Origin of the sequence: Halomonas jincaotanensis, from assembly GCF_018448785.1 — a bacterium.
Classification (GTDB): domain Bacteria; phylum Pseudomonadota; class Gammaproteobacteria; order Pseudomonadales; family Halomonadaceae; genus Halomonas; species Halomonas jincaotanensis.
On sequence record NZ_JAHCLU010000018.1, the window covers coordinates 58,416 to 81,564 of the forward strand.

The window sequence follows — 23,149 nt, forward strand, 5'->3', positions numbered from 1 at the left end:
CGGATGGCATCGAATTGCGTACATCTTAATGCACCAACGAACGCCGTACGCCAACGCCAAGTCATCTTGACGGACGCCTCCGAAGAGCCTTGCAGAGAGAGCATTGAATGACCGCATCGAGCAATACGCAGCGCATCTGGCTAACTGGCGCCACGTCCGGCATCGGTCGTGCCCTGGCGATGCGACTGCTGGATCAGGGCCACCGGGTGGCCCTCAGTGCCCGCAGTGCAGACGCCCTGGCCGAACTGGCAGGCGAGCGTGACAACGCCCTGCGGGTGCCGCTGGATGTCGCCGACCGCGAGGCGGTGCGCCGTGCCGGTGAACAGATCGACACGCACTTCGGCGGCCTGGATCTCGTCATCCTCAATGCCGGGACCTGTGAGTATCTGGATGCCCGCGACTTTGACGTCGATATGATAGAGCGAGTCTTCGCCCCCAACTTCCACGGTGCGATTAACTGTCTCGAGGCCGCCCTGCCCTTGCTGCGCCGCGCCCGTGCGGCAGGGCATCGACCGCTGATCGCCGCCACTTCCAGCGCCTCGGCCTACCTGCCCCTGCCGCGTGCCGAAGCCTATGGCGCCTCCAAGGCGGCATTGAGTTATTTTCTCGAATCGCTGCGGCTCGACCTTTACGCCGAGGGCATCGACGTCAGCGTTATCCACCCCGGCTTCGTCAAGACACCCCTGACCGACCGCAACGACTTTCCCATGCCCATGCGCGTCGGGGTCGACGAGGCCGCCGAGGCCATCCTGAGTGGCCTGGCCAAGCGCAAGCTGGACATCCACTTTCCGCGTCGCTTCACGTTGCTGGTCAAACTGCTGGGCATCCTGCCGCCGGGGCTGCGCTTCCGTGTCGGGCGCCGCATGGCACGCAGCCAGTCCGCCGACGATTCGCCGGAGTCACGCTCATGACCACCGCCCCGCGCATCGCGGTCATCGGTAGCGGCATCGGCGGCATGGCCGCCGCCTGGTACCTGTCGAGCCGCTACGAGGTCACGCTCTTCGAGGCCGATGACCGCCTGGGCGGCCATACTGCCACGATCGATGTGACACTCGATGGTCGCGACTACGCCATCGACACCGGTTTCATCGTCTTCAACGACTGGACCTACCCGCATTTCCAGCACCTGATGGCGCGGCTCGGCGTGGCCAGTCAGGCCACCGAGATGAGTTTCTCGGTCCACGAGACGGCCGAAGACTTCGAATACAACGGGCATACGCTGGCGACACTGTTCGCCCAGCGCCGCAATCTTTTCAAGCCCCGCTTCTACCGTCTGCTGCACGATATCCTGCGCTTCAATCGCGAGGCGACCCGCGAGCTGGAAGACGGCCGGCTAGACCCGGCCATGACCCTCGGCGACTATCTCGACGCCCATGGTTACGGCGGCGATTTCCAGCGCCGCTACCTGCTGCCCATGGGGGCGGCGATCTGGTCGGCAAGCGTCGAGGACCTGCGCCATTTTCCGCTGACCTTCTTCGTGCGCTTCTTCCACAATCACGGCTTGCTCTCGGTCAACGAGCGGCCCCAGTGGCACACCCTGGTGGGAGGCTCGCGGGCCTATATTCCGGCGCTGACCTCACCCTATGCCGAGGGCATCCGCCTGTCGACACCGGTGCGTGGCATCCGCCGCCATGTCGACCGCGTCGAGGTTCGCACGGATGGCGGCGTCGAGGCCTTCGATCAGGTAGTGCTGGCCTGCCACGCCGACCAGGCGCTGGCTCTGCTCGATGATCCGAGCGCGGCCGAACGGGACGTTCTTGCCGCCATGCCCTACCGCGACAACGAGGTCGTGCTGCATACCGACACCCGCCTGCTGCCTCGCCGCCGTCGTGCCTGGGCAAGCTGGAACTACCGCCTGGACGGCCGCGGCGACGACGCCCGAGTGTCGGTGACCTATGACATGAACATCCTGCAGCGGCTCGAGGCCCCGCATACCTTCTGCGTGACCCTCAACGACAGCGACGCCATCGACCCGCCCCAGGTGCTCGGCCGCTTCCGCTACGCCCACCCCCAGTTCAGCCTCGCCGGCCAGGCCGCCCAGGCGCGACACGCGGACATTTCCGGCCCAACGCGGCGCACCCATTTCTGCGGCGCCTACTGGCGCAACGGCTTTCATGAGGATGGCGTCTGGAGTGCCCTGCGGGTCGCCCGGTCGCTGGGCTGCGACGAGGACGATGCACATCCCGACGCACCGTCCCTTGTCCGGATAAGCGACCTGGAGCTCAGCGAATGATCGCCGCCCCCCGCTCACGGATCTACCGAGGCCGGCTGCGCCATCGCCGCTTCCAGCCGCGCCAGCATGCTTTCGAGTACCGCGTTTGGATGGCCTGGCTCGACCTCGACGAGCTGCCTGAGCTGTTCGACGGTGTGCCAGGGTTCAGCGCCCGACGGCCCGCCCTGGCGCGCTTTCGCCGCAAGGACTATCTCACCCCTCACGACCGCCCCCTCAAGCAGGCGGTCCACGAGGAACTCACTCGCCAGCTCGGCTTCGCCCCGGACGGTCGCGTCTGCCTCTTGACGCAGCTACGCACCCTCGGCATGGGCTTCAACCCGCTCTCGCTCTACTACTGCTTCGATTCGCGGGGCGAGCTGCGCGCGGTGCTTGGCGAGGTGTCCAACACGCCCTGGGGCGAGCGTACCCGCTACGCCTGCGCTGTCGAGCCGCGCCGCCACAGCCACGCCGCCGAGTTTGCCAAGGCGATGCATGTCTCGCCCTTCAACCCCATGGACATGACTTACCGCTGGCGCTTCAACACCCCCGGCGAACAACTTGCCATGCACATGGAGAACTGGAAGGACGGCAGTCGGCATTTCGAAGCCACCCTGACGCTGCAGGCCCGTCCGGCTACCCGCGGTGTGTTGCTCGCCACCCTGGCACGCCAGCCCTGGATGAGCCTGAAGACGCTGGCCGGCATCCATTTCGAGGCGCTGCGGCTATGGGCCAAGCGCGTGCCTATCCACGATCACCCGCCCCGTGAGGAATCCTCGTCGTGAACACGCTTCGCTCCGGCACGACCCGCCCCCTGGCATCAGAACCCGACCTGTTGACCCGCTGGCTCAAGCCACGGCTGATCGCCCAGCTCGATCGCCTGGAGGGGGGCAACATCACCTTGATCGTTGGCCACCAGCGCCACCATCTAGGCCAGGGAGGGCCGCTGCAAGTCAATTTGGTCCTGCGCGACGGCCGAGCATGGAAGCGTATGGCGCTCGGCGGCACGGTAGGCGCCGCCGAGTCCTACATGGATGGCGACTGGGACGTCGATGACCTGGTCTCGCTGGTGCGCCTTTTCGCTGCCAACCTCGAGCGGGTCAACGGCGAGATGGAGAACGGCAGCGCCCGCTTGGGCCGCTGGTTGCTCACCGCGCTTTATCGACTGCAACGCAACAGCCGGGAGGGCTCGAAGCGCAACATCGCCGCCCACTATGATATCGGCAATGACCTTTTCGCCCTGTTCCTCGACAGGGAGCACCGGATGTACTCCAGCGCGGTCTTCCCCCACGCCGCAGCGAGCCTGGAGGAAGCCTCCACCCACAAGCTCGACCTGATGCTCGACCGGCTCGATGTGCGCCCCGAGCATCACTTGCTGGAGATCGGCACCGGCTGGGGTGGGCTCGCCATTCATGCCGCCCGAACCCGCGGTTGCCGCGTCACCACCACCACGATCTCCGAGGAGCAGTACGCGCACACCGCCCGGCGTATCGAGGAGGAGGGTCTGGGCGAGCGCATCACCCTGCTCAAGCGGGATTACCGGGAACTCGAGGGCCGTTACGATCGACTGATCTCGGTGGAGATGATCGAAGCGGTCGGCTATCAGTATCTTGATACCTACCTGGCCACCCTCGACCGGTTGCTGACCGACGACGGCATGGCCATGCTCCAGGCGATCACCATTCGCGACCAGCGCTACGAGGAGGCCAAACGCGAGATGGACTTCATCAAGCGCTACATCTTCCCCGGTGGCTTTTTGCCGTCGCATCGCGCCATCCTCGACGGCCTGTCGCGGCGCACCTCCCTGAACCTGCTGTCGCTCGACGAGATCGGCCCCCACTACGCCCGTACCCTGCGCGAGTGGCGCCATCGCTTCGAGGCCAACCTGGAAACCGTCAGGAAACTCGGTTACGAGGAGCGTTTCATCCGCATGTGGCGCTACTATCTATGCTACTGCGAAGGGGGCTTTCTCGAGCGCACCATCGGCACCAGCCATATGCTACTGGCACGTCCCGGCGCTCGGCCGGCGACCCTGGCGGGCGAGCCGTGAATCGACCCGAGGGCCTCGCGGCCACCTTGCTCAACCTGGCGGCCTTCCAGCTCGGCTGGTTTGCCTGCGTGGTCGGTGGCTCGCTGGTGGGCGCCATGGTGGTCGGGGTGATCCTTGCGCTGCACCTGCGTTTTCTTGCCTACCCAAGGGAGTGGCGCTGGCTGGCCGGTTTCGCGGTGCTGGGGTTGGTGATCGACGGCGGCCTGTCACTGGCCGGCGGTTTCGATCTGGGCGATCAACCTCGCCTGCTGGGCGTTCTGCCGCTCTGGCTATGGCTGCTTTGGCCGCTGTTCGCCAGCCTCCTGCATCATTCCCTGGCATGGCTGTGGCGGTATCCGTGGCTGGCGATGCTCGGCGGGGCGACTAGCGGCCCGCTGTCCTATTTCGCCGGTGCCCGCCTGTCGGGCGTGGAACTCGCAGCTTGGTTATTGCCCCTCGAGGCGCTGGCCTGGGCGCTGATCTGCCTGGCATTAAGCCGATGCCTGGGAGGCTATCGAGGAGGCGGCCGGCGACGTGCATTTGCCAGCCACGAACAGTAGACTAGGTTGGGCCGCCCGGCGGCGGCATGCCGCCCTCGGTACAATAAAGCTCGACAATCGGAATGATTCAGTGACCAAGCAACACTCCTTCGATCGCGACCAACTAATGGCCTGCTCACGTGGCGAGCTATTCGGCCCCGGGAACGCCCAGTTACCGGCGCCCAACATGCTGATGCTCGACCGTATCACGCACATCCATGAAGCGGGCGGAGACCACGGCAAGGGCGAGCTGCTCGCCGAACTCGACATCCATCCCGACCTTTGGTTCTTCGACTGTCACTTCCCCGGCGACCCGGTGATGCCTGGCTGCCTGGGCCTGGATGCCATGTGGCAGCTGGTGGGCTTCTATCTTGGCTGGCTGGGTTATCCCGGCCGCGGTCGTGCCCTCGGTTGTGGCGACGTCAAGTTCACCGGACAGATCCTGCCCGATGCCGGCCAGGTCACCTACCGGATCAATATCAAGCGCATCATCACCCGGCGTCTGATCCTGGGGATGGCCGACGGCACCGTGGCCGTTGACGGGCGCGATATCTATCAGGCCAATGACCTGCGTGTCGGCCTATTCACCTCCACCGCGAATTTCTGATCAGGAGGCTCCCATGCGAAGAGTGGTAGTCACCGGCCTGGGCATCGTGTCCTGCCTCGGCAACGATGCACAACAGGTCCTCGAGGCGCTCAGGAACGGGCGCTCTGGTATTCGTTTCAAGGAGGAATACGCCGAACGTGGCTTCCGCAGTCAGGTTGCCGGGGTGGTGGATATCGACCTTGAAGCGCTCGTCGACCGCAAGCTGCTTCGCTTCATGGGCGATGCCGCGGCCTATGCCTATATCTCCATGGCCCAGGCCATCGAGGATTCGGGGCTGACCGAGGAGCAGGTGTCCAACGAGCGTACCGGCCTGATCGCTGGCTCCGGCGGCGCCTCCAGCGCCAATCAGGTGGAGGCCGCCGACCTGCTGCGCGAGAAGGGGCTGCGTCGCGTCGGCCCCTACCGCGTGACGCGCACCATGGGCAGCACCGTTTCCGCCTGCCTGGCGACGCCGTTCAAGATCAAGGGCGTCAACTACTCGATATCCTCGGCCTGTGCCACCTCGGCACACTGTATCGGCAGCGCCGTGGAGCAGATCCAGATGGGCAAGCAGGACGTGGTATTCGCCGGTGGCGGTGAAGAGGAGCACTGGACGCTCTCGTGCCTGTTCGATGCCATGGGCGCCCTGTCGACCCACTACAACGATGCCCCACAAACGGCCTCACGCCCCTATGACCAGACGCGCGACGGCTTCGTCATCGCCGGCGGTGGCGGTATGCTGGTGCTAGAGGAACTCGAACACGCCAGGGCGCGGGGGGCGAAGATCTACGCCGAGGTGGTCGGCTATGGCGCCACCTCCGATGGCCACGACATGGTCGCCCCCTCCGGCGAGGGGGCCATGCGCTGCATGCGCCAGGCCATGACGGGCCTCGATGGCAAGATCGACTACATCAACACCCACGGCACCTCGACGCCGGTGGGTGATGTGGCCGAGCTCAAGGCGATCCGCGAGGTCTTCGGCGACACCACCCCGGCCATGAGCTCTACCAAGTCGCTGACCGGCCATTCGCTGGGGGCCACGGGCGTGCAGGAAGCGGTCTATTCGCTGCTGATGATGGAGAACGATTTCATCGCCGCCTCGGCGAACGTGAATCAACGCGATGACCAGGCGGAAGGGTTCGATATCGTCACCGAGCGTCGCGACGGCGTGAAGGTCGAGCGCGTGCTGTCCAACAGCTTCGGCTTCGGCGGCACCAACGCTTGTCTCGTGCTGGAAAAGCTCCGCCACTGAACCGCCCGCTTTCAGTGAGCCAATACGCAAGAGGCGCCCCCGCGGGGCGCCTCTTGCGTTCGAGCTTTAACCCGGCTCGACGGGTGTCTCGCAATCAGAGCGGCGGCTTCTCTGCGATCGCCGGTTCGGGGGTCGCCGGACGCGGCACCTCGGAGATCTCGGCGAGTCGTGCCTCGATCCATGCCTCTGTCTCGATCAACACCTCCTCTGCCGTCCGACCGGCCGTCTCGATCGGCTCGCCCACTACCAGCGACAGTCGCCCTGGATTCTTGACCCAGTGCCGAGCCGGCCAACGCTCACCGGCATTGTGCGCGACCGGAACCACCGGCACCCCCGCCCGACAGGCAATTACTGCGCCGCTCTTGGTGTAACGCTTGCGCTGCCCGGGTTCCATCCGGGTACCTTCCGGAAAGATAAGCACCGATAGGCCTTCATCCAGACGCGATTTACCCTGTACCAACACCTGCTTGATGGCACGTGCGGGCTTCGAGCGATCCAAGGCGATCGGGTGCAGCAGGCGCAGCCCCCAACCGAAGATCGGAAAGTTCAGTAACTCCTTCTTGAGGACCGTGCACACCGGGGGCTTGAGCAACTGAAGATAGACGGTTTCCCACTCGCACTGGTGATTGGCCAGGATCACACAGGGGCCGGATGGCAAGCGATCCAGGCCACGAATGTCGTAGCGTACGCCGCACACGAGGCGGAACCAGGCGATGATGAAGTGGTTGTAGAGATTAAGCAGGCGATAGCGATCTCGCAACGGCAACAATGGCGACACCGGCACGAAGAGCAACCCACACACCAGCATTGCCAGGAAGTAGCCCGCGTAAAAGAGCAGGCTTCGCAGCGCATTCATGAGTTCTCCCCGGCCTTGCTGCCCGGTATCAGCGGCTCGTTGACGTAACACCAGCAATCGAGCATGCGCCCCACCTCCAGGCGCCAGGGCTTCTGGTGAACGCCGAACACCTCAAGCACCCGACGACAATTGAGCACGCGGCGAAGCGGCTGGTCGTGGTGTTGCTTGAGAGCCTTCACGGTGCCCAGTTCAAGCCGTTCACCACGACCTTCCAAACGCGTGACCAGTTGGGTACGTACCATGGAAATGAACGTATAAGCGCTGACCGGTTCGGTGCCGGCCAGATGATAGCTGCCCCAGGCACCGGCCCCACAGGCCTGCTGCTGCAACATACCGATCAGTGCCATGGCCACGGCATCGGCTGATGTCGGGCAGAAGACCACATCGGATTCCCCTCGACACTCGCCGCCGGTCACCAGCGTATCAATCAGCTCGCCGAGCCAGGCATGGCTGCCTTCCAGGGCGAACAGGGGCCCCAATCGGACGATCAGGTGTCGTGGCGCCTCGGCACGAATGCGATCCCCGGTCATCACCAGTCGCCGCAGACTCTCGTCACGCGGCCTGGGGACGACGTGTTCACCGATCGGCCCCGCGAAGCCGTCCTCGTAGAGCTGGTCGGAGACGCACCACACCAGCGGCACATCACAGGCCACGCAGGCCTCCATGCACGCCTCCACCGACTCGGCATGGGCCGTGACGGCTGCTGGCTCGGCAATGATCGGCCGTGACAGCGGAGGTATGACCAGTGCCTCCGGCGAAACCTCAGCGAGGCGCTCAGGCGTAGTCGACACCTCGGCCTCGATCATTAGTTCGGTATCGGTGCGCCGATTGGCCTCGCGTGCCAAAGCCAGGCTCAGGCAATGCCCGGCATCCAGTATCAACAGCTTCACTCAGGCGTCTCCGCAAGCGGCAGTGCAACGCATTCCTTGGCGTCGATTCAAAATGGGATCTCGTCATCGAAGTCGTCGAAACTGCCCGGATCGGGAGCGCCATAGTTGCCCTGCTGCTGGCCGCCCTGCTGGCCACTCTGCGCTGGCGCCGGCTGAGGGGTGGGTCGCTGGGGTTGGCCGCCCCCCTGCTGCAGCGCGTTGCCGTAGCCTCCCTGAGACTGCCCGCCCTGGCCCTGGTAGCCGCCACCCTGATTGCCGGACTGTGCCATATCGCCGCCGCCGCGAGAGTCGAGCATCTGCATATCGTTGACAACGATTTCGGTGCTGTAGCGATCCTGTCCGTCCTGCCCCTGCCACTTGCGCGTCTGCAGGCGGCCCTCGACATAGATTTTCGAGCCCTTCTTCAGGTACTGCTGGCCGATCTCGGCGAGCTTGTTGAACATCACCAAGGTATGCCACTCGGTGCGCTCCTGGCGCTGACCAGATTGCTTATCCATCCAGGTATCGGTGGTGGCAAGCCGCAGATTGGCAACCGGATTACCGGAAGGCAGGAAGCGCACCTCCGGATCCTGGCCGAGATTGCCGATGAGAATAACCTTATTGACGCCGCGGGCCATGGTGAACTCCTTGCTCTGTTGATTGAGTGGGTAGGGTCTTGGTACTGATGGAGATAAAAATGAGGGGTGACGCCCCCGCACCATGCGTCAAATCATACGCGGCTCAGGCGCTCGGGTCCCGTGAGGCGATCAATTGCGCCAAGGCCTGCTCATCGAGTCGCCGGCGATCGACCTTGAGATAGGCCAACCGTTCCTCGGGCACCACGAGCACGTCCTCGACACCGGCCACCTCGGCAAAGCGCGCCATCAAGGTGTCCATCGCCGCCTCGGGAGTGTCGGCGTCGAGGGCCACCACCTCGCTGGCCAGATTAGGCGGTGCTGACATGCCGACCATCAGTGCCAGCCACACCATGCCCAGCAACGCACAACCGGCGAACACTGCCGAAAGCCCCCATTGCTGGGCCAGCAAACCGCCCAACAGGCCGCCTAGAAAGGCGCCGAGAAACTGACTGGTGGAGTAAATGCCCATCGCCGTCCCCTTGGCCCCTGCCGGGGCCAACTTGCTGAGCATCGAAGGTAGGGTCGCCTCGAGCAGATTGAAGCCAGTGAAGAACAGCAGCAGCCAGCCGAACAACCCCCACCATCCAGAGGCCAAGCCAGCCAGCCCGGCGAGGCTGAGCGTAATCGCCCCAATCGCCAGCAGGCATATAGCCTTCATGCGGCGCCATTTCTCCGCGACAATCACCAGCGGCACCATGGCGAGAAAGGCCAGGGCCATGACGCCCAGATAGGTGAGACCGTGGCGCTCGACGGCGACGCCCGCCTCGACGAGCCGGAAAGGCACGGCGACGAAGATTGCCATCAGAATCAAATGCAACGAGAAGATCGACAGATCCAACCGCCACAGGTCGCCGCGCCTCAGGATCGAGCGCAACTGCTCGCGGTCGAGACCGACGTCGCGATGGCGTAACCGGCGCGGAGCCGGCGGCACCAGCTTCCACAGCACGACGAGACCCAGCACCGCCAGCCCAGCCGTAAACCAGAAGACCCCGCCAAGGCCGAAGCTTGAGGCAAGCCAAGGACCCAGCACCATGGCCACGGCGAAGGCGACCCCGATGGACAGCCCGATGGTGGCCATGGCGGCGGTACGCACCTGCTCGCGAGTCTGGTCGGCAAGCAGTGCCATGATCGCGGCAGCCACGGCGCCACTACCCTGTAGACAGCGGCCCAGGAGCACCCCACCGATGGTGTCGGCGGCAGCGGCCACCACGCTACCGATCAGAAACAGCCCCAGACCGGCCGCAATCACCGGCTTGCGCCCCAGACGGTCAGAGAGCAGACCGAAAGGGATCTGCAGAATGGCCTGTGTCAGTCCATACACCCCCAGCGCCAGCCCCACCAAAAGCGGCGTTGCCCCGGCAAGGTCGTCGGCGTAGAGCGCCAGTACCGGCAACACCATGAACAGGCCCAGCATGCGGGTGGCATAGAGACCCGCGAGGCCGGTGATGGCGCGCCGCTCTGACACTAACAGCAGTCCTGAGACCTTTCGCATAAACGTTCCGGGATTCCGTAGGCAGACGCATGGCGACCGAAGATGGACCAACTATTCTAGCGGCTCGCCACCCGGCAGGGAAAGCCGACAGCCGGGATGCGCTTTGCCGGTCGGGTGGCGAGACACGTATAATCGATCCTTTGCCGCGCGTCTCGAGGTGAGAATGGACAAGATTCTGGTCAGGGGTGCCCGCACCCATAACCTCAAGCAGATCGACGTGGAGTTGCCCCGCAATCGGCTGATCGTGGTCACCGGCCTTTCCGGCTCGGGCAAGTCATCGCTGGCCTTCGATACGCTCTACGCCGAAGGGCAGCGGCGCTACGTGGAGTCCCTCTCCACCTATGCCCGCCAGTTCCTGTCGATGATGGAGAAGCCCGACGTCGATCACATCGAGGGGCTGTCGCCGGCGATCTCCATCGAGCAGAAGTCGACCTCTCACAACCCGCGTTCCACCGTGGGCACCATCACCGAGATCTACGACTACCTGCGCCTGCTGTTCGCCCGGGCAGGGACACCGCGCTGCCCCGAGCACGGCGAGGATCTCGAGGCCCAGACCGTCTCGCAGATGGTCGACCAGGTACTCGCCCTTCCCGAGGGGACCAAGCTGATGCTGCTCGCCCCCGTCGTCAAGGGACGCAAGGGCGAGCACCTGCAGCTGCTCGCCGAACTGCGCGCCCAAGGCTTCGTGCGCGCCATGATCGACGACCAGGTGCTCGAGCTCGACGATATTGCCCCGCTGGACAAGAACAAGAAGCATGACATCAGCGTGGTGGTCGACCGCCTCAAGGTACGCGAAGGGCTGCAGCAGCGCCTGGCCGAGTCCTTCGAGACCTCGCTTAACCTGGCCGATGGGGTCGCCATGATCCACTTCATGGACGGCGAACAGGCCGACATGGCGTTTTCGGCACGCTTCGCCTGCCCGATATGTGGCTACTCCATCGCAGAACTCGAACCGCGCATGTTCTCGTTCAACAACCCGGCCGGCGCTTGCCCCACCTGCGACGGCCTGGGCGTGCAGCAGGTCTTCGACCCGGACAAGCTGATCAGCCATCCGGCATTGTCGCTGGCCGAGGGCGTGATCAAGGGCTGGGACCGGCGAAGCGTCTACTATTTCAATCAGCTGCAATCGGTGGCCGACCATTACCGCTTCACGCTGGAAACGCCCTGGCAGGACCTGGCACGCCACGAGCGCGAGGTCATCCTACGCGGTAGCGGCAGCGATGACATCGCCTTCCATTACGTCAACGACCGTGGGCGCAAGGTGTCCCGCGAGCACCCTTTCGAAGGGGTACTGCCCAACATGCAGCGGCGCTATCGTGAGACCGAGTCGACCATGGTCCGTGAGGAACTCGCCCGCTTCATCGCCGTGCAGCCCTGTCCGACCTGCCAGGGCTCGCGGCTGCGCAAGGAGTCGCGCAACGTCTTCATCGACGACCATACCCTGCCGGAGATCGTCCATCTGCCCATCGGCGAGGCGTGGGACTATTTCGGTGAGCTCGCGCTGCCCGGTCGCCGCGGCGAGATCGCCGCGAAGATCGTCAATGAAATCCATGCACGCCTGGAATTTCTGGTCAACGTCGGCCTCGACTACCTGAACCTGGAACGCAGCGCCGAGACGCTCTCAGGCGGCGAAGCCCAGCGTATCCGCCTGGCCAGCCAGATCGGCGCCGGCCTGGTTGGCGTCATGTATATCCTCGACGAGCCCTCCATCGGCCTGCATCAGCGCGACAACAACCGTCTGCTGCAGACCCTCGAACGTCTGCGCGACCTCGGCAATACTGTCATCGTGGTCGAACACGACGAGGAGGCCATTCGCGCCGCCGATCATGTCATCGACATCGGCCCCGGCGCCGGTGTGCATGGCGGTCATATCGTCGCCCAGGGCACGCCCGAGGACATCATGGCCGCGCCCGACTCGCTCACCGGCCAGTACCTTTCCGGCACTCGGCGCATCGAGGTACCGCCCTGGCGCATCCCCGGCAATCCGGAGAAGGTATTGCACCTCACCGGCGCCAGCGGCAACAACCTGCAGGACGTGAGCCTGAGCCTGCCGCTGGGGCTGTTCGTCTGCATCACTGGCGTCTCCGGCTCCGGCAAGTCGACGCTGATCAACGGCACCCTGATGCCCATCGCCGCCCGCGAGCTCAACAAGGCCACTAGCCTGACGCCCGCGGCGCACACCGGCATCGAGGGACTCGACCAGCTCGACAAGGTCATCGACATCGACCAGAGCCCGATCGGGCGCACGCCGCGTTCCAATCCGGCCACCTACACCGGCATCTTCACACCCATCCGCGAACTCTTCGCTGGGACCCAGGAGGCGCGTTCGCGCGGCTACAAACCGGGCCGCTTCAGCTTCAACGTCAAGGGCGGGCGTTGCGAGGCCTGCCAGGGCGAGGGGATGATCAAGGTCGAGATGCACTTTCTGCCCGACATCTACGTGCCCTGCGATGTCTGTCAGGGCAAGCGTTACAACCGCGAGACCCTGGAGATTCACTACAAGGGCAAGAGCATCCACGAGGTGCTGGAGATGACCGTGGAGGAGGCTCTCGACTTCTTCAGCCCGGTGCCGGCCATCGCACGGCGACTCCAGACCCTGCTCGACGTGGGGCTTTCCTATATTCGTCTGGGCCAAAGCGCCACTACCCTATCCGGTGGCGAGGCGCAGCGCGTCAAGCTGGCTCGAGAACTGGCCAAGCGCGACACCGGCAAGACCCTCTATATCCTCGACGAGCCGACTACCGGCCTGCATTTCGAGGACATTCGCCAGCTGCTCACCGTCCTGCACCGTCTGCGCGATCATGGCAACACCATCGTGGTCATCGAGCACAACCTCGACGTGATCAAGACCGCCGACTGGCTGATCGACCTCGGCCCGGAGGGCGGCTCCGGTGGCGGGCGCATCATTGCCGAAGGAACCCCCGAGCAGGTGGCGCGCATGGAGGCATCGCATACCGGGCGCTTCCTCAAGCCGCTGCTGGAACGTCAAGTAGCGAGCCATGCGACACGGGCCACGAGCACGGCAGAGACCTGACCGAGCCAGAACCCGCCTCCAGGCGCGCAGCACCGCTCTTCGAGCTTTCAGCTAATAAAAAAACCGGCTCCTCGAGAGGAGCCGGTTTTGCTGTTGCGCTGCCAGGCCGGAGCCCACTGTCGAGCGTTACTCCTCGACGGCGACTTCCTCGTCCTCGACGATCGGACGATCGACCAGTTCGACGAAGGCCATGGGCGCGTTGTCGCCGGTGCGGAAGCCACACTTGAGAATACGGACGTAACCGCCCGGACGCTCGACGTAACGCGGACCCAGCTCACTGAAGAGCTTGCCGACCGCTTCCTTCGAGCGAGTACGGCTGAAGGCTAAACGACGGTTAGCGACGCTGTCCTGCTTGGCCAGGGTGATCAGCGGCTCGATGACGCGACGCAGTTCCTTGGCCTTGGGCAGGGTTGTCTTGATCACTTCGTGCTCGATCAGCGACACGCTCATGTTCTTGAACATGGCCTGACGATGCGAGCTCGTGCGATTGAGGTGACGACCACTCTTACGATGACGCATGGTTGTAATTCCTTACCAAACTTGGACTCGAGATGACGCTCACGCGGAGGCCTTATCGTCCTTCAGGCTTGCCGGCGGCCAGTTTTCCAGCCGCATGCCAAGGGAAAGACCGCGGGCTGCCAGAACGTCCTTGATCTCGTTCAGAGACTTCTTGCCGAGGTTGGGCGTCTTGAGGAGCTCCACCTCGGTACGCTGGATGAGATCGCCGATATAGTAGATATTCTCGGCTTTCAGACAGTTAGCGCTACGAACGGTCAACTCGAGATCGTCTACGGGGCGCAGCAGGATGGGATCGATATGATCCTGCTCCTCCTCCACTTCCTGTTCCTTGTCGGCTTCCAGGTCGACGAACGCACCCAACTGATCCTGCAGGATGGTGGCGCTACGACGGATTGCCTCTTCAGGATCCAGGGTGCCGTCGGTCTCCAGGCTGATGATCAGCTTGTCGAGATCGGTGCGCTGTTCCACACGTGCCGCCTCGACGGAGTAGGAGACACGACGCACAGGGCTGAAGGTCGCATCCAGCTGCAGACGGCCGATGGTACGTGACTCGTCATCGGCTTCGCTGCGAACGTCGGCGGGCTCGTAGCCACGACCTCTGGCCACCTTGAGCTGCATCTTGAGCTCGCAACCCTCGTTGACGTGGGCAATGATGTGATCGGGATTGACGATATCGACATCATGGTCGAGCGCAATATCACCCGCGGTTACGACGGCCGGGCCCTGCTTGTTCAGCGAGAGCACCGCCTCGTCGCGAGTGTGCATCTTGATCGCCACGTCCTTGAGGTTCAGGAGGATCTCGATGACATCTTCCTGAACACCCTCGATCGCGCTGTACTCGTGATCGACGCCAGCAATCTCGACTTCCACCACGGCACAGCCGGGCATGGACGAGAGCAGGATACGACGCAGTGCATTGCCCAGGGTATGGCCGAAGCCACGCTCGAAGGGCTCGAGCACGATCTTTGCGTGGTGTGCGCTGATTTCTTCGACCTTGATGTCGCGAGGACGGAGAAACTCTGTCACTGAACGCTGCATATGAACACCTATCAGGCTGCCAAACGGATACTCGGTACTCTGACCGACCCCCGCTCACGGAGGCCGGAACGACGCTTGATGTCGTTTACTTCGAGTACAGCTCGACGATCAGGTTTTCGTTGATGTCGGCAGTCAGGTCACCGCGTTCAGGCAGAGCCTTGAAAGTGCCTTCCATCTTCTTGGCATCGATCTCGATCCAGGCCACATCGCCGCGGTTGGCGGCAATTGACAGCGCACTCTGGATGCGCGCCTGGTTCTTCGCCTTTTCACGAACCGACACCACATCACCGGGCTTGACCTGGTAGGACGCCACGTTGACGCTGCGGCCATTCACAGCCACGGCCTTGTGGCTGACCAATTGGCGCGCCTCGGAGCGTGTCGAGCCAAAGCCCATGCGATAGACGACGTTGTCCAGTCGGGATTCGAGCAGTTGTAGCAACACCTCACCGGTCGCGCCCTTGAGACGGGCCGCTTCCTTGTAGTAGTTGCGAAACTGCTTTTCGAGTACGCCATACATGCGACGTACTTTCTGCTTCTCGCGAAGCTGCAAGCCGTAGTCTGAAAGACGCTGACGGCGCTGGCCATGCACACCCGGAATCTGTTCGGATTTGCACTTCTTCTCGAAGGGAGTGACACCGCTCTTCAGAAAGAGGTCGGTCCCCTCACGACGAGACAGTTTGCACTTCGGTCCAATGTAACGAGCCATGAATCTGTCTCCTTAAACGCGGCGTTTCTTCGGCGGACGGCAGCCATTATGGGGAATGGGCGTCGCGTCGGTGATACTTTGCACGCGGAAGCCGGCGGCATTGAGTGCCCGCACGGCGGATTCACGGCCAGGACCGGGGCCTTTGACCAGCACGTCGACGTTTTTCACACCATACTCGGCTGCAGCAGTCGCTGCACGCTCGCTTGCCACTTGAGCAGCGAACGGGGTGCTCTTGCGAGAACCACGAAAACCCGAACCACCGGCAGTCGCCCATGACAGAGCGTTGCCCTGGCGGTCTGTGATCGTAATGATCGTGTTGTTAAAAGAGGCGTGGATATGCGCGATGGCATCCACTACCTGCTTTTTAACCTTTTTTCGGTTGCTACGCGGGTTAGCCATGTTGATGTCGTTTCCTGTCTTTACGCCAGAACGTGCGTGTTATTTGCGAATCGGCTTGCGCGGGCCCTTGCGGGTACGCGCATTGGTCTTGGTACGCTGACCACGCAGCGGAAGACCACGACGATGACGCAGACCACGATAGCAACCCAGGTCCATGAGACGCTTGATATTAAGCGTGACATCACGGCGAAGGTCGCCTTCCACGGTGTACTTGCCGACCTCGGTACGCAGGGTGTCAACGTCTTCCGACGACAGATCCTGCACCTTGGTGGTCGGCGCGATGCCGGTCGCGTCACAGATATGACGTGCGCGAGTACGGCCAATCCCGAAGATATAGGTCAGCGAGATCGCCGCATGCTTGTTGTCCGGGATATTGACGCCTGCAATACGGGCCATCAGCTTACTCCGAAATTTGAGCGGCTTGCTCGTTGGATCAACTACAAAAGGCGCAACAGCATACCCCTTTACCCTTGGAAGGGCAAGGGGTATGCCGGCGCCCGGTTCATTACTACGTCAGGATTCAGCCCTGGCGTTGCTTGTGCCGCGGTTCGCTGCAGATGACGCGCACGGCGCCATTGCGACGAATAATCTTGCAGTTACGGCACATTTTCTTCACTGAAGCTCGAACTTTCATCGTTCTTTCTCCAAAATCGACTCGCGGAGCGCCACATCGAAGGCCTCACGGCTACATCATGCCGCCGCTGCCGTAGCCTTTCAGGTTGGACTTCTTCATCACTGACTCGTACTGATGCGACATGAGATGTGATTGCACCTGGGCCATGAAGTCCATGATCACCACCACCACGATCAACAGCGACGTACCGCCGAAGAAGAATGGTACGTTCCAGGCCACGATCAGAAACTGGGGCATCAAGGAAACCGCAGTGATGTACAAGGCACCGAACAGGGTCAGACGCGTCATGACCTTGTCGATATAGCGAGCGGTCTGCTCGCCAGGGCGAATGCCCGGCAGGAAAGCCCCCGACTTCTTGAGATTATCGGCGACGTCCTTGGGATTGAAGACCAGCGCTGTGTAAAAGAAGCAGAAGAATACCACCGCCGCACCGAAAAGCAAGATATACAGCGGCTGGCCCGGCCCAAGCGCCTGGGAAGCACGCTGCAACCACTCCATGCCGTCGCCGGCCCCGACCCACTGACCCAGCGAGGCCGGAAACAGCAGGATGCTCGAGGCGAAGATCGCCGGAATCACACCCGCCATGTTGACCTTGAGAGGCAGATAGCTGCTCTGACCGGCGTACATCTTGTTGCCGACCTGCCGACGCGGATAGTTCACGGTGATGCGACGCTGGCCACGCTCGATGAACACCACGAACGCCACGGTCGCGACACCCAATACGGTCAACCCCAGCAGCGGCAATACGTTCCAGGCGCCTTCGTTACGCGCCAGAACAAACGCCTGACCCACCGCGCCCGGCAGCCCGGCGACGATCCCGGCGAAGATCAGCAGCGAAATACCGTTGCCGATGCCCTTCTCGGTGATCTGCTCACCCAGCCACATCAGGAACACCGCACCGGTGACGAAGGTTACGATGGCGGTGAAATAGAAGCTGAAGTCGGCGGTATAGGCGATACCCTGACTCGCCAGACCCACGGACATGCCGGTCGCCTGGATGAAGGCCAGCACCACGGTGCCATACCGGGTGTACTGACTGATCTTGCGTCGACCGGCCTCCCCTTCCTTTTTCAACTGCTCGAGGTGCGGTGAGACGGCCGTCATCAACTGCATGATGATCGACGCCGAGATGTACGGCATGATCCCCAGCGCCATGATGCTCATGCGCTCCAGAGCGCCACCCGAGAACATGTTGAACATGCCCAGGATGGTACCCTGCTGCTCCCGAAACAAGGCAGCAAGCTGGTCAGGATTGATACCGGGCACGGGGATATGGGCACCGATGCGGTACACCACGATGGCGAGGAGCACGAAGCGCAGACGCGCCCATAGTTCACTCAATCCGCTGCCCATCGCCGGCATGTTTCCTGACTTGGCCATTTAGTCCTCTACCTTGCCACCGGCGACTTCGATTGCGGCACGGGCACCCTGGGTGACCTTGATGCCGCGGACCGTGACCGCCTTGTTCAGTTCGCCAGACAGGATCACCTTGGCATGTTGCGTGGCATCCTTCAGCACGTTGGCCTTCTTGAGGCTTTCCAGGGTGACATCGCCACCTTCGACCTTAGTCAGCTCGCCCAGCCGTACCTCTTCGGAAATCAGGGACTTCGCCGAGGTGAAGCCGAACTTCGGCAGACGACGCTGCAGCGGCATCTGGCCGCCTTCAAAGCCGGGCTTGACGCTACCGCCACTGCGCGACTTGAGACCCTTGTGGCCACGGCCGCCGGTCTTACCCAGACCGGAACCGATGCCACGACCAACGCGCTTCGCAGCGTGCTTGGAACCCGGAGCCGGGCTCAGGCTATTGAGTTTCATGGATTACTCTCCCTCAACACGCACAAGGTAGTTAACCTTGTGGATCATGCCGCGCACGGCAGGGGTGTCTTCCAGTTGAACCGTATGACCAATTCGGCGCAGGCCCAGACCACTCATGGTGGCCTTGTGCTTGGGCAGGATGCCGATGGTACTGCGGGTCTGGGTGACCTTGAGTGTAGCTGTCATGGCATTTACCCCGTGATCGCTTCGACGGACAGTCCGCGCTTGGCGGCGATATCGTCCGGCGATTGGATGGAGGCCAGACCATTCACCGTCGCGCGCACGACGTTCACCGGATTGGTGGAGCCATAGCACTTGGCCAGCACGTCGTGGACGCCGGCCAGCTCGAGAACGGAGCGCATGGCGCCGCCCGCGATGATGCCGGTACCTTCCGAGGCGGGCTGCATGTACACCTTCGAGGCACCGTGACGGGCCTTGACCGGGTACTGCAGGGTGCCACCCTTGAGGTTGACCTTGACCATGTTGCGACGGGCCTGATCCATGGCCTTCTGGATCGCGACCGGCACTTCACGCGCCTTGCCACGACCGAAGCCTACGCGGCCCTTGCCATCGCCGACGACGGTCAAGGCGGTGAAGCCGAAAATACGCCCCCCCTTGACCACCTTGGCGACACGGTTGACCTGCACAAGTTTCTCTTGCAGATCGCCGGTGTTCTGTTCGTTCTTCGCCATCGTAAAACCCTTTAGAATTCCAGGCCGCCTTCACGAGCGGCGTCGGCCAGGGCCTTGACGCGACCGTGATACTTGAAACCGGCACGATCGAAGGCTACCTGAGTGATGCCAGCCTGCTTGGCACGTTCGGCAATCAATGCACCCACCTTGGCTGCGGCGTCCGAGTTACCGGTCGCTCCTTCACGCAGCGCCTTGTCCAGCGTCGAGGCGCTGGCCAGGACCTTACCACCATCTGGCGAGATGATCTGCGCATAGATGTGGCGCGGGGTACGATTGACGCACAGGCGATACACGCCCAGCTCGCGGATCTTGGCGCGAGCACGGCGGGCACGACGGAGACGAGATTCTTTCTTCGCGTTCATAACCCTGCCTTACTTCTTCTTGGCTTCTTTGCGGCGGACTTGTTCGTCGCCGTACCGGATACCCTTGCCCTTGTAGGGCTCGGGCGGACGGAAGGCGCGGATTTCCGCGGCAACCTGGCCGAGCATCTGCTTGTCCGCGCTTTTCAGCACGATTGTGGTGTTCTTCGGTGTTTCCACCGCGACACCGTCAGGCAGTGTGTACTCGACCGGGTGGGAGAAGCCCAGTGTCAGGTTGAGCGTCTGGCCTTTTGCCTGGGCACGATAGCCGACGCCGTTGATCTCGAGAGACTTGGTAAAGCCCTCGCTTACACCCGTGACCAGGTTTTGCACCAAGGCACGGGTAGTTCCGACCATGGCCCAGCTCTTGGCGGACTCGCTGGGCTGGAATGTCAGTTGACCTTCCTCCTGGCCGAGTTCCACATCAGAGTGGACGGTCATGGACAAGGTGCCCTGGCCGCCCTTGACGGTCAGCTGATCGCCGTCGACCTTGATGTCGACGCCGCTGGGCACCTTGACCGGATATTTGGCTACGCGGGACATTCCAAACTCCTAGAATACGGTGCAGATGACTTCGCCACCGATACCCGCCTGGCGCGCCGCACGATCGGTCATTACCCCGTTGGAGGTCGTGACGATCGCGATGCCCAGGCCTTCGGCGACCTTGGGAAGCGCGTCCTTGCCCTTGTAAGAGCGCAGGGACGGCTTGGAGACCCGCTGAAGGTGCTCAATAACCGGCTTGCCCTCGAAGTACTTGAGAGTGACGGTCAGCTCGGGCTTGGCACTTTCGCTGACGGCGAAGTCAGTGATAAAGCCCTCTTCTTTCAGCACGCGGGCCACCTGGACCTTCAATTTGGAGGACGGCATGGAAACCGTCTCCTTGGTGGCCATCTGCGCATTGCGGATACGGGTCAACATATCCGCTAGAGTGTCTTGCATGCTCATTTACGTTGCGCTCCTGATGATTCTGCGTGGCGTTACCAGCTGGACTTCTTGAGTCCGGGCACGTCGCCACGCATGGCGGCTTCACGCAGCTTGTTGCGGCCGAGGCCGAACTTGTTGTAGAAGCCGTGCGGACGGCCGGTGATCCGGCAACGGTTGCGCTGACGCACCGGGCTGGAATCGCGCGGCAGTTGCTGCAGCTTCAGCTGCGCCTCGAAGCGCTCCTCGTCAGAGGCGTTGACGTCCTGGATGACCGCCTTGAGCTCGGCACGCTTGGCGGCATACTTCTCCACCAGCTTGGTGCGCTTGAGCTCGCGTTCTACCATGCTTTTCTTTGCCATGATCCCACCCTTACTTTTTGAACGGGAAGTTCAGCGCGCTTAGCAACGCACGCCCTTCTTCATCGTTGTTGGCGGTGGTGGTGATGGTGACATCCAGACCACGGATTCGATCGATTTTATCATATTCGATCTCCGGAAAAATGATCTGCTCACGCACCCCCATCGAGTAGTTGCCACGACCGTCGAAGGACTTCGGGTTGAGACCACGGAAGTCACGCACGCGGGGGATCGCGATATTCACCAGGCGATCGAGGAAGTCCCACATCCGCGCACTGCGCAATGTGACCTTGATTCCGATCGGCCAGCCTTCACGCACCTTGAAGCCCGCGATGGACTTGCGCGCCTTGGTGACCACCGGCTTCTGACCGGAGAGCATCTCCAGATCACCGATGGCGTTGTCAATCAGCTTTTTATCGCTGGTCGCTTCGCCGATGCCCATGTTGAGCGTCACCTTGGTGACACGCGGCACCTGCATTACATTGGCGTAGCTGAACTGCTCTTGGAGCTGAGCTACTACCTCGTTCTGATAACGTTCTTTCAAGTTCGCCATTTTGCTACCCGACTCGCGTTAGGCGTCGATCTGCGTCTGCGTCGACTTGTAGATACGAACCTTGGTACCGTCTTCGTTCACCTGGAACCCGACGCGATCCGCCTTACCGGTCTCCTGATTGAAGATGGCAACGTTGGACGCGTGAATCGGAGCCTCGCGCTCGACGATACCGCCCTGTTGGCCCGCCATGGGATTGGGCTTGGTGTGACGCTTTATCATGTTCACACCGGACACCACAAAACGCTCCTCACCGAGAACACGCTTCACGGTGCCGCGCTTGCCCTTGTCCTTGCCGGCAATGACGACCACTTCATCGTCACGTTTTATCTTTTGCATATCCGCCTCGCTCCTTACAGCACTTCGGGCGCCAGGGAAATGATCTTCATGAACTTCTCGTTGCGAAGTTCACGAGTCACCGGCCCGAAGATACGGGTACCGATCGGCTGTTCGTTGGTGTTATTCAACAAAACGGCCGCATTTCCATCGAAGCGGATCAGCGAACCGTCGCTACGACGGACGCCACTACGGGTACGAACCACCACCGCCTTGAGCACCTGGCCTTTCTTGACCTTGCCACGCGGTATGGCTTCTTTCACTGTGACCTTGATGACGTCACCGACACGGGCATAACGGCGGTGTGAACCGCCGAGCACCTTGATGCATTGCACCCGGCGCGCTCCGCTGTTGTCGGCGACATCCAGCATTGTCTGAGTCTGAATCATCGGTTTTCTCCAAACCTAATCTGACTGCACTGGTTTGACAGGCGTGAGCCGATCAGCCCTTGGCCTGCTCGACCACCTCGACCAGCGTCCAGGCTTTCTTTCTGGACAGTGGGCGACACTCCTGGATGGAGACCGTATCACCGGCCTTCGCCTGGTTAGCCTCGTCGTGGGCGTGCAGCTTGGTGGAGCGCTTCATGTACTTGCCATAGATCGGGTGACGCTCACGGCGCTCGATCATTACCACGATGGACTTGTCCATCTTGTCGCTCACCACCTTGCCGGTGAGCGTACGGGCTTTCTTTTCTTCAGCCATCTCAGTCACCTGCCTTCTCGTTGAGCACAGTCTTCACCCGGGCGATGTCCCGACGAACCTGCTTGAGCAGGTGTGTCTGGCTGAGCTGGCCGGTGGCCTTCTGCATGCGCAGGTTGAACTGCTCGCGGAGGAGTTCGAAGAGCTGCTCCTGGAGCTGCTCTGCTGACTTTTCACGAATTTCCTGGGCTTTCATCACATCACCGTCCGTTTCACAAAGGTGGTGGAGACCGGGAACTTCTGCGCCGCGAGAGCGAACGCCTCACGGGCCAGCTCCTCGGACACGCCTTCGATCTCGTACAGGACCCGACCCGGCTGAATCTGGGCAACCCAGTACTCGACCGAGCCCTTGCCCTTACCCATACGGACTTCGAGCGGCTTCTTGGAGATCGGCTTGTCCGGGAACACCCGAATCCAGATCTTGCCACCACGCTTGACGTGACGAGTGATCGCACGACGCCCCGCCTCGATCTGGCGAGCGGTGACGCGGCCACGGCCAGTAGCCTTGAGACCGTACTCACCGAAACTCACCTTGCTTCCGCGATGCGCCAGGCCACGATTGCGGCCCTTCTGCATCTTGCGGAACTTCATACGCTTGGGTTGTAACATCGACTCGCT

At 62.4% G+C, this 23,149-nt stretch carries 32 protein-coding genes; 8 read left to right on the forward strand and 24 right to left on the reverse strand.

All coding sequences use genetic code 11. From position 1 onward, the window contains the following. Nucleotides 1–107 precede the first annotated feature (107 nt). The 7 genes from KG088_RS15070 to fabB all read left to right on the forward strand — a co-directional run bounded on the left by KG088_RS15070 (nucleotide 108) and on the right by fabB (nucleotide 6,615). Nucleotides 108–911, forward strand: a complete 804-nt coding sequence (locus KG088_RS15070) for an SDR family NAD(P)-dependent oxidoreductase (protein ID WP_213826713.1) — start codon at nucleotides 108–110, stop codon at nucleotides 909–911. Further along, on the forward strand, nucleotides 908–2,233 hold the full coding sequence (locus KG088_RS15075) for an NAD(P)/FAD-dependent oxidoreductase (RefSeq protein ID WP_213826715.1): 1,326 nt from the start codon (nucleotides 908–910) through the stop codon (nucleotides 2,231–2,233). Before KG088_RS15070 ends, KG088_RS15075 begins: the two co-directional genes overlap by 4 nt. Beyond that, nucleotides 2,230–2,994: a DUF1365 domain-containing protein gene (locus KG088_RS15080; RefSeq protein WP_213826717.1), complete on the forward strand. Its 765-nt coding sequence runs from the start codon at nucleotides 2,230–2,232 to the stop codon at nucleotides 2,992–2,994. The genes KG088_RS15075 and KG088_RS15080 overlap by 4 nt, the downstream gene beginning before the upstream one ends. Further along, entirely contained in the window at nucleotides 2,991–4,259 is a 1,269-nt protein-coding gene (locus KG088_RS15085) for a class I SAM-dependent methyltransferase (protein ID WP_213826719.1), read from the forward strand. The genes KG088_RS15080 and KG088_RS15085 overlap by 4 nt, the downstream gene beginning before the upstream one ends. Then, entirely contained in the window at nucleotides 4,256–4,798 is a 543-nt protein-coding gene (locus KG088_RS15090) for a DUF2878 domain-containing protein (protein ID WP_319941450.1), read from the forward strand. The genes KG088_RS15085 and KG088_RS15090 overlap by 4 nt, the downstream gene beginning before the upstream one ends. 70 nt (nucleotides 4,799–4,868) lie before the next feature. After that, nucleotides 4,869–5,384 carry a 3-hydroxyacyl-[acyl-carrier-protein] dehydratase FabA gene (fabA, locus tag KG088_RS15095; RefSeq protein WP_213826723.1) on the forward strand — a complete coding sequence of 172 codons (516 nt, stop codon included), beginning with the start codon at nucleotides 4,869–4,871 and terminating at the stop codon, nucleotides 5,382–5,384. Between the two features lie 13 nt (nucleotides 5,385–5,397). Next, on the forward strand, nucleotides 5,398–6,615 hold the full coding sequence (fabB, locus tag KG088_RS15100) for a beta-ketoacyl-ACP synthase I (protein ID WP_213826726.1): 1,218 nt from the start codon (nucleotides 5,398–5,400) through the stop codon (nucleotides 6,613–6,615). Nucleotides 6,616–6,709: 94 nt separating this feature from the next. Here fabB and KG088_RS15105 read toward each other — a convergent pair whose 3' ends face one another. From KG088_RS15105 to KG088_RS15120, 4 genes are all read right to left on the reverse strand, one after another. Continuing rightward, nucleotides 6,710–7,471, reverse strand: coding sequence for a lysophospholipid acyltransferase family protein (locus KG088_RS15105; RefSeq protein ID WP_213826728.1), 762 nt, complete (start codon nucleotides 7,469–7,471; stop codon nucleotides 6,710–6,712). Continuing rightward, entirely contained in the window at nucleotides 7,468–8,361 is an 894-nt protein-coding gene (locus tag KG088_RS15110) for a sugar nucleotide-binding protein (RefSeq protein WP_213826730.1), read from the reverse strand. The genes KG088_RS15105 and KG088_RS15110 overlap by 4 nt, the downstream gene beginning before the upstream one ends. 47 nt (nucleotides 8,362–8,408) lie before the next feature. Next, the gene (gene ssb, locus KG088_RS15115) at nucleotides 8,409–8,978 is read right to left on the reverse strand and encodes a single-stranded DNA-binding protein (protein WP_213826732.1); all 570 of its coding nucleotides are present in this window, start codon (nucleotides 8,976–8,978) and stop codon (nucleotides 8,409–8,411) included. Between the two features lie 103 nt (nucleotides 8,979–9,081). Next, complete coding sequence (locus KG088_RS15120) at nucleotides 9,082–10,470, reverse strand: MFS transporter (RefSeq protein WP_213826734.1); 1,389 nt, start codon at nucleotides 10,468–10,470, stop codon at nucleotides 9,082–9,084. Between the two features lie 163 nt (nucleotides 10,471–10,633). On the opposite strand from KG088_RS15120, the gene uvrA reads away from it, so the two are divergent. Next, nucleotides 10,634–13,504 (forward strand): excinuclease ABC subunit UvrA, encoded by a 2,871-nt coding sequence (gene uvrA / locus KG088_RS15125; RefSeq protein ID WP_213826736.1) that lies wholly within the window; start codon nucleotides 10,634–10,636, stop codon nucleotides 13,502–13,504. Between the two features lie 126 nt (nucleotides 13,505–13,630). Here uvrA and rplQ read toward each other — a convergent pair whose 3' ends face one another. The 20 genes from rplQ to rplP form a co-directional block, all read right to left on the reverse strand. Next, nucleotides 13,631–14,023: a 50S ribosomal protein L17 gene (rplQ, locus tag KG088_RS15130; RefSeq protein WP_089797125.1), complete on the reverse strand. Its 393-nt coding sequence runs from the start codon at nucleotides 14,021–14,023 to the stop codon at nucleotides 13,631–13,633. Between the two features lie 39 nt (nucleotides 14,024–14,062). Continuing rightward, nucleotides 14,063–15,061, reverse strand: coding sequence for a DNA-directed RNA polymerase subunit alpha (locus tag KG088_RS15135; RefSeq protein WP_213826738.1), 999 nt, complete (start codon nucleotides 15,059–15,061; stop codon nucleotides 14,063–14,065). Nucleotides 15,062–15,146: 85 nt separating this feature from the next. Next, nucleotides 15,147–15,767 carry a 30S ribosomal protein S4 gene (gene rpsD, locus KG088_RS15140; protein ID WP_213826740.1) on the reverse strand — a complete coding sequence of 207 codons (621 nt, stop codon included), beginning with the start codon at nucleotides 15,765–15,767 and terminating at the stop codon, nucleotides 15,147–15,149. 12 nt (nucleotides 15,768–15,779) lie between these two features. Continuing rightward, entirely contained in the window at nucleotides 15,780–16,166 is a 387-nt protein-coding gene (gene rpsK, locus KG088_RS15145; RefSeq protein WP_040183105.1) for a 30S ribosomal protein S11, read from the reverse strand. A 39-nt stretch (nucleotides 16,167–16,205) separates the two neighbouring features. Next, nucleotides 16,206–16,562: a 30S ribosomal protein S13 gene (gene rpsM, locus KG088_RS15150; protein WP_089797127.1), complete on the reverse strand. Its 357-nt coding sequence runs from the start codon at nucleotides 16,560–16,562 to the stop codon at nucleotides 16,206–16,208. Between the two features lie 124 nt (nucleotides 16,563–16,686). Further along, nucleotides 16,687–16,800: a 50S ribosomal protein L36 gene (gene rpmJ / locus KG088_RS15155; RefSeq protein WP_008959154.1), complete on the reverse strand. Its 114-nt coding sequence runs from the start codon at nucleotides 16,798–16,800 to the stop codon at nucleotides 16,687–16,689. A gap of 51 nt (nucleotides 16,801–16,851) precedes the next feature. Then, nucleotides 16,852–18,180: a preprotein translocase subunit SecY gene (secY, locus tag KG088_RS15160; protein ID WP_213826742.1), complete on the reverse strand. Its 1,329-nt coding sequence runs from the start codon at nucleotides 18,178–18,180 to the stop codon at nucleotides 16,852–16,854. Further along, on the reverse strand, nucleotides 18,181–18,615 hold the full coding sequence (gene rplO, locus KG088_RS15165; RefSeq protein ID WP_213826744.1) for a 50S ribosomal protein L15: 435 nt from the start codon (nucleotides 18,613–18,615) through the stop codon (nucleotides 18,181–18,183). Nucleotides 18,616–18,618: 3 nt separating this feature from the next. Beyond that, a complete protein-coding gene (gene rpmD / locus KG088_RS15170) occupies nucleotides 18,619–18,801 on the reverse strand; it encodes a 50S ribosomal protein L30 (protein WP_213826746.1) in 183 nt (60 codons plus the stop codon). 5 nt (nucleotides 18,802–18,806) lie between these two features. Continuing rightward, complete coding sequence (gene rpsE, locus KG088_RS15175) at nucleotides 18,807–19,307, reverse strand: 30S ribosomal protein S5 (protein WP_213826748.1); 501 nt, start codon at nucleotides 19,305–19,307, stop codon at nucleotides 18,807–18,809. 11 nt (nucleotides 19,308–19,318) lie between these two features. After that, nucleotides 19,319–19,669, reverse strand: coding sequence for a 50S ribosomal protein L18 (gene rplR / locus KG088_RS15180; protein WP_089797132.1), 351 nt, complete (start codon nucleotides 19,667–19,669; stop codon nucleotides 19,319–19,321). Nucleotides 19,670–19,678: 9 nt separating this feature from the next. Continuing rightward, the gene (gene rplF, locus KG088_RS15185) at nucleotides 19,679–20,209 is read right to left on the reverse strand and encodes a 50S ribosomal protein L6 (protein ID WP_213826750.1); all 531 of its coding nucleotides are present in this window, start codon (nucleotides 20,207–20,209) and stop codon (nucleotides 19,679–19,681) included. Between the two features lie 9 nt (nucleotides 20,210–20,218). Beyond that, on the reverse strand, nucleotides 20,219–20,611 hold the full coding sequence (gene rpsH, locus KG088_RS15190; RefSeq protein WP_089797134.1) for a 30S ribosomal protein S8: 393 nt from the start codon (nucleotides 20,609–20,611) through the stop codon (nucleotides 20,219–20,221). Between the two features lie 32 nt (nucleotides 20,612–20,643). Continuing rightward, complete coding sequence (rpsN, locus tag KG088_RS15195) at nucleotides 20,644–20,949, reverse strand: 30S ribosomal protein S14 (protein WP_213826752.1); 306 nt, start codon at nucleotides 20,947–20,949, stop codon at nucleotides 20,644–20,646. Between the two features lie 10 nt (nucleotides 20,950–20,959). After that, nucleotides 20,960–21,499: a 50S ribosomal protein L5 gene (gene rplE, locus KG088_RS15200; RefSeq protein ID WP_213826754.1), complete on the reverse strand. Its 540-nt coding sequence runs from the start codon at nucleotides 21,497–21,499 to the stop codon at nucleotides 20,960–20,962. Nucleotides 21,500–21,517: 18 nt separating this feature from the next. Further along, nucleotides 21,518–21,835: a 50S ribosomal protein L24 gene (gene rplX / locus KG088_RS15205; protein ID WP_213826756.1), complete on the reverse strand. Its 318-nt coding sequence runs from the start codon at nucleotides 21,833–21,835 to the stop codon at nucleotides 21,518–21,520. A 14-nt stretch (nucleotides 21,836–21,849) separates the two neighbouring features. Further along, nucleotides 21,850–22,221, reverse strand: a complete 372-nt coding sequence (rplN, locus tag KG088_RS15210; protein WP_009723896.1) for a 50S ribosomal protein L14 — start codon at nucleotides 22,219–22,221, stop codon at nucleotides 21,850–21,852. Between the two features lie 52 nt (nucleotides 22,222–22,273). Then, a complete protein-coding gene (rpsQ, locus tag KG088_RS15215; protein WP_089797138.1) occupies nucleotides 22,274–22,534 on the reverse strand; it encodes a 30S ribosomal protein S17 in 261 nt (86 codons plus the stop codon). 1 nt (nucleotide 22,535) lies between these two features. Continuing rightward, entirely contained in the window at nucleotides 22,536–22,727 is a 192-nt protein-coding gene (rpmC, locus tag KG088_RS15220; RefSeq protein ID WP_040183129.1) for a 50S ribosomal protein L29, read from the reverse strand. Then, nucleotides 22,727–23,140 carry a 50S ribosomal protein L16 gene (gene rplP / locus KG088_RS15225; RefSeq protein WP_021819610.1) on the reverse strand — a complete coding sequence of 138 codons (414 nt, stop codon included), beginning with the start codon at nucleotides 23,138–23,140 and terminating at the stop codon, nucleotides 22,727–22,729. The genes rpmC and rplP overlap by 1 nt, the downstream gene beginning before the upstream one ends. Between the last annotated feature and the right edge of the window lie 9 nt (nucleotides 23,141–23,149).

Coding starts and splice junctions, on each gene's coding strand:
- KG088_RS15070 (WP_213826713.1), top strand. CDS start 108: ATGACCGCATCGAGCAATACGCAGCGCATCTGGCTAACTGGCGCCACG.
- KG088_RS15075 (WP_213826715.1), top strand. CDS start 908: ATGACCACCGCCCCGCGCATCGCGGTCATCGGTAGCGGCATCGGCGGC.
- KG088_RS15080 (WP_213826717.1), top strand. CDS start 2,230: ATGATCGCCGCCCCCCGCTCACGGATCTACCGAGGCCGGCTGCGCCAT.
- fabB (WP_213826726.1), top strand. CDS start 5,398: ATGCGAAGAGTGGTAGTCACCGGCCTGGGCATCGTGTCCTGCCTCGGC.
- KG088_RS15105 (WP_213826728.1), bottom strand. CDS start 7,471: ATGAATGCGCTGCGAAGCCTGCTCTTTTACGCGGGCTACTTCCTGGCA.
- ssb (WP_213826732.1), bottom strand. CDS start 8,978: ATGGCCCGCGGCGTCAATAAGGTTATTCTCATCGGCAATCTCGGCCAG.
- KG088_RS15120 (WP_213826734.1), bottom strand. CDS start 10,470: ATGCGAAAGGTCTCAGGACTGCTGTTAGTGTCAGAGCGGCGCGCCATC.
- uvrA (WP_213826736.1), top strand. CDS start 10,634: ATGGACAAGATTCTGGTCAGGGGTGCCCGCACCCATAACCTCAAGCAG.
- rplQ (WP_089797125.1), bottom strand. CDS start 14,023: ATGCGTCATCGTAAGAGTGGTCGTCACCTCAATCGCACGAGCTCGCAT.
- KG088_RS15135 (WP_213826738.1), bottom strand. CDS start 15,061: ATGCAGCGTTCAGTGACAGAGTTTCTCCGTCCTCGCGACATCAAGGTC.
- rpsD (WP_213826740.1), bottom strand. CDS start 15,767: ATGGCTCGTTACATTGGACCGAAGTGCAAACTGTCTCGTCGTGAGGGG.
- rpsK (WP_040183105.1), bottom strand. CDS start 16,166: ATGGCTAACCCGCGTAGCAACCGAAAAAAGGTTAAAAAGCAGGTAGTG.
- rpsM (WP_089797127.1), bottom strand. CDS start 16,562: ATGGCCCGTATTGCAGGCGTCAATATCCCGGACAACAAGCATGCGGCG.
- rpmJ (WP_008959154.1), bottom strand. CDS start 16,800: ATGAAAGTTCGAGCTTCAGTGAAGAAAATGTGCCGTAACTGCAAGATT.
- secY (WP_213826742.1), bottom strand. CDS start 18,180: ATGGCCAAGTCAGGAAACATGCCGGCGATGGGCAGCGGATTGAGTGAA.
- rplO (WP_213826744.1), bottom strand. CDS start 18,615: ATGAAACTCAATAGCCTGAGCCCGGCTCCGGGTTCCAAGCACGCTGCG.
- rpmD (WP_213826746.1), bottom strand. CDS start 18,801: ATGACAGCTACACTCAAGGTCACCCAGACCCGCAGTACCATCGGCATC.
- rpsE (WP_213826748.1), bottom strand. CDS start 19,307: ATGGCGAAGAACGAACAGAACACCGGCGATCTGCAAGAGAAACTTGTG.
- rplR (WP_089797132.1), bottom strand. CDS start 19,669: ATGAACGCGAAGAAAGAATCTCGTCTCCGTCGTGCCCGCCGTGCTCGC.
- rplF (WP_213826750.1), bottom strand. CDS start 20,209: ATGTCCCGCGTAGCCAAATATCCGGTCAAGGTGCCCAGCGGCGTCGAC.
- rpsH (WP_089797134.1), bottom strand. CDS start 20,611: ATGAGCATGCAAGACACTCTAGCGGATATGTTGACCCGTATCCGCAAT.
- rpsN (WP_213826752.1), bottom strand. CDS start 20,949: ATGGCAAAGAAAAGCATGGTAGAACGCGAGCTCAAGCGCACCAAGCTG.
- rplE (WP_213826754.1), bottom strand. CDS start 21,499: ATGGCGAACTTGAAAGAACGTTATCAGAACGAGGTAGTAGCTCAGCTC.
- rplX (WP_213826756.1), bottom strand. CDS start 21,835: ATGCAAAAGATAAAACGTGACGATGAAGTGGTCGTCATTGCCGGCAAG.
- rplN (WP_009723896.1), bottom strand. CDS start 22,221: ATGATTCAGACTCAGACAATGCTGGATGTCGCCGACAACAGCGGAGCG.
- rpsQ (WP_089797138.1), bottom strand. CDS start 22,534: ATGGCTGAAGAAAAGAAAGCCCGTACGCTCACCGGCAAGGTGGTGAGC.
- rpmC (WP_040183129.1), bottom strand. CDS start 22,727: ATGAAAGCCCAGGAAATTCGTGAAAAGTCAGCAGAGCAGCTCCAGGAG.
- rplP (WP_021819610.1), bottom strand. CDS start 23,140: ATGTTACAACCCAAGCGTATGAAGTTCCGCAAGATGCAGAAGGGCCGC.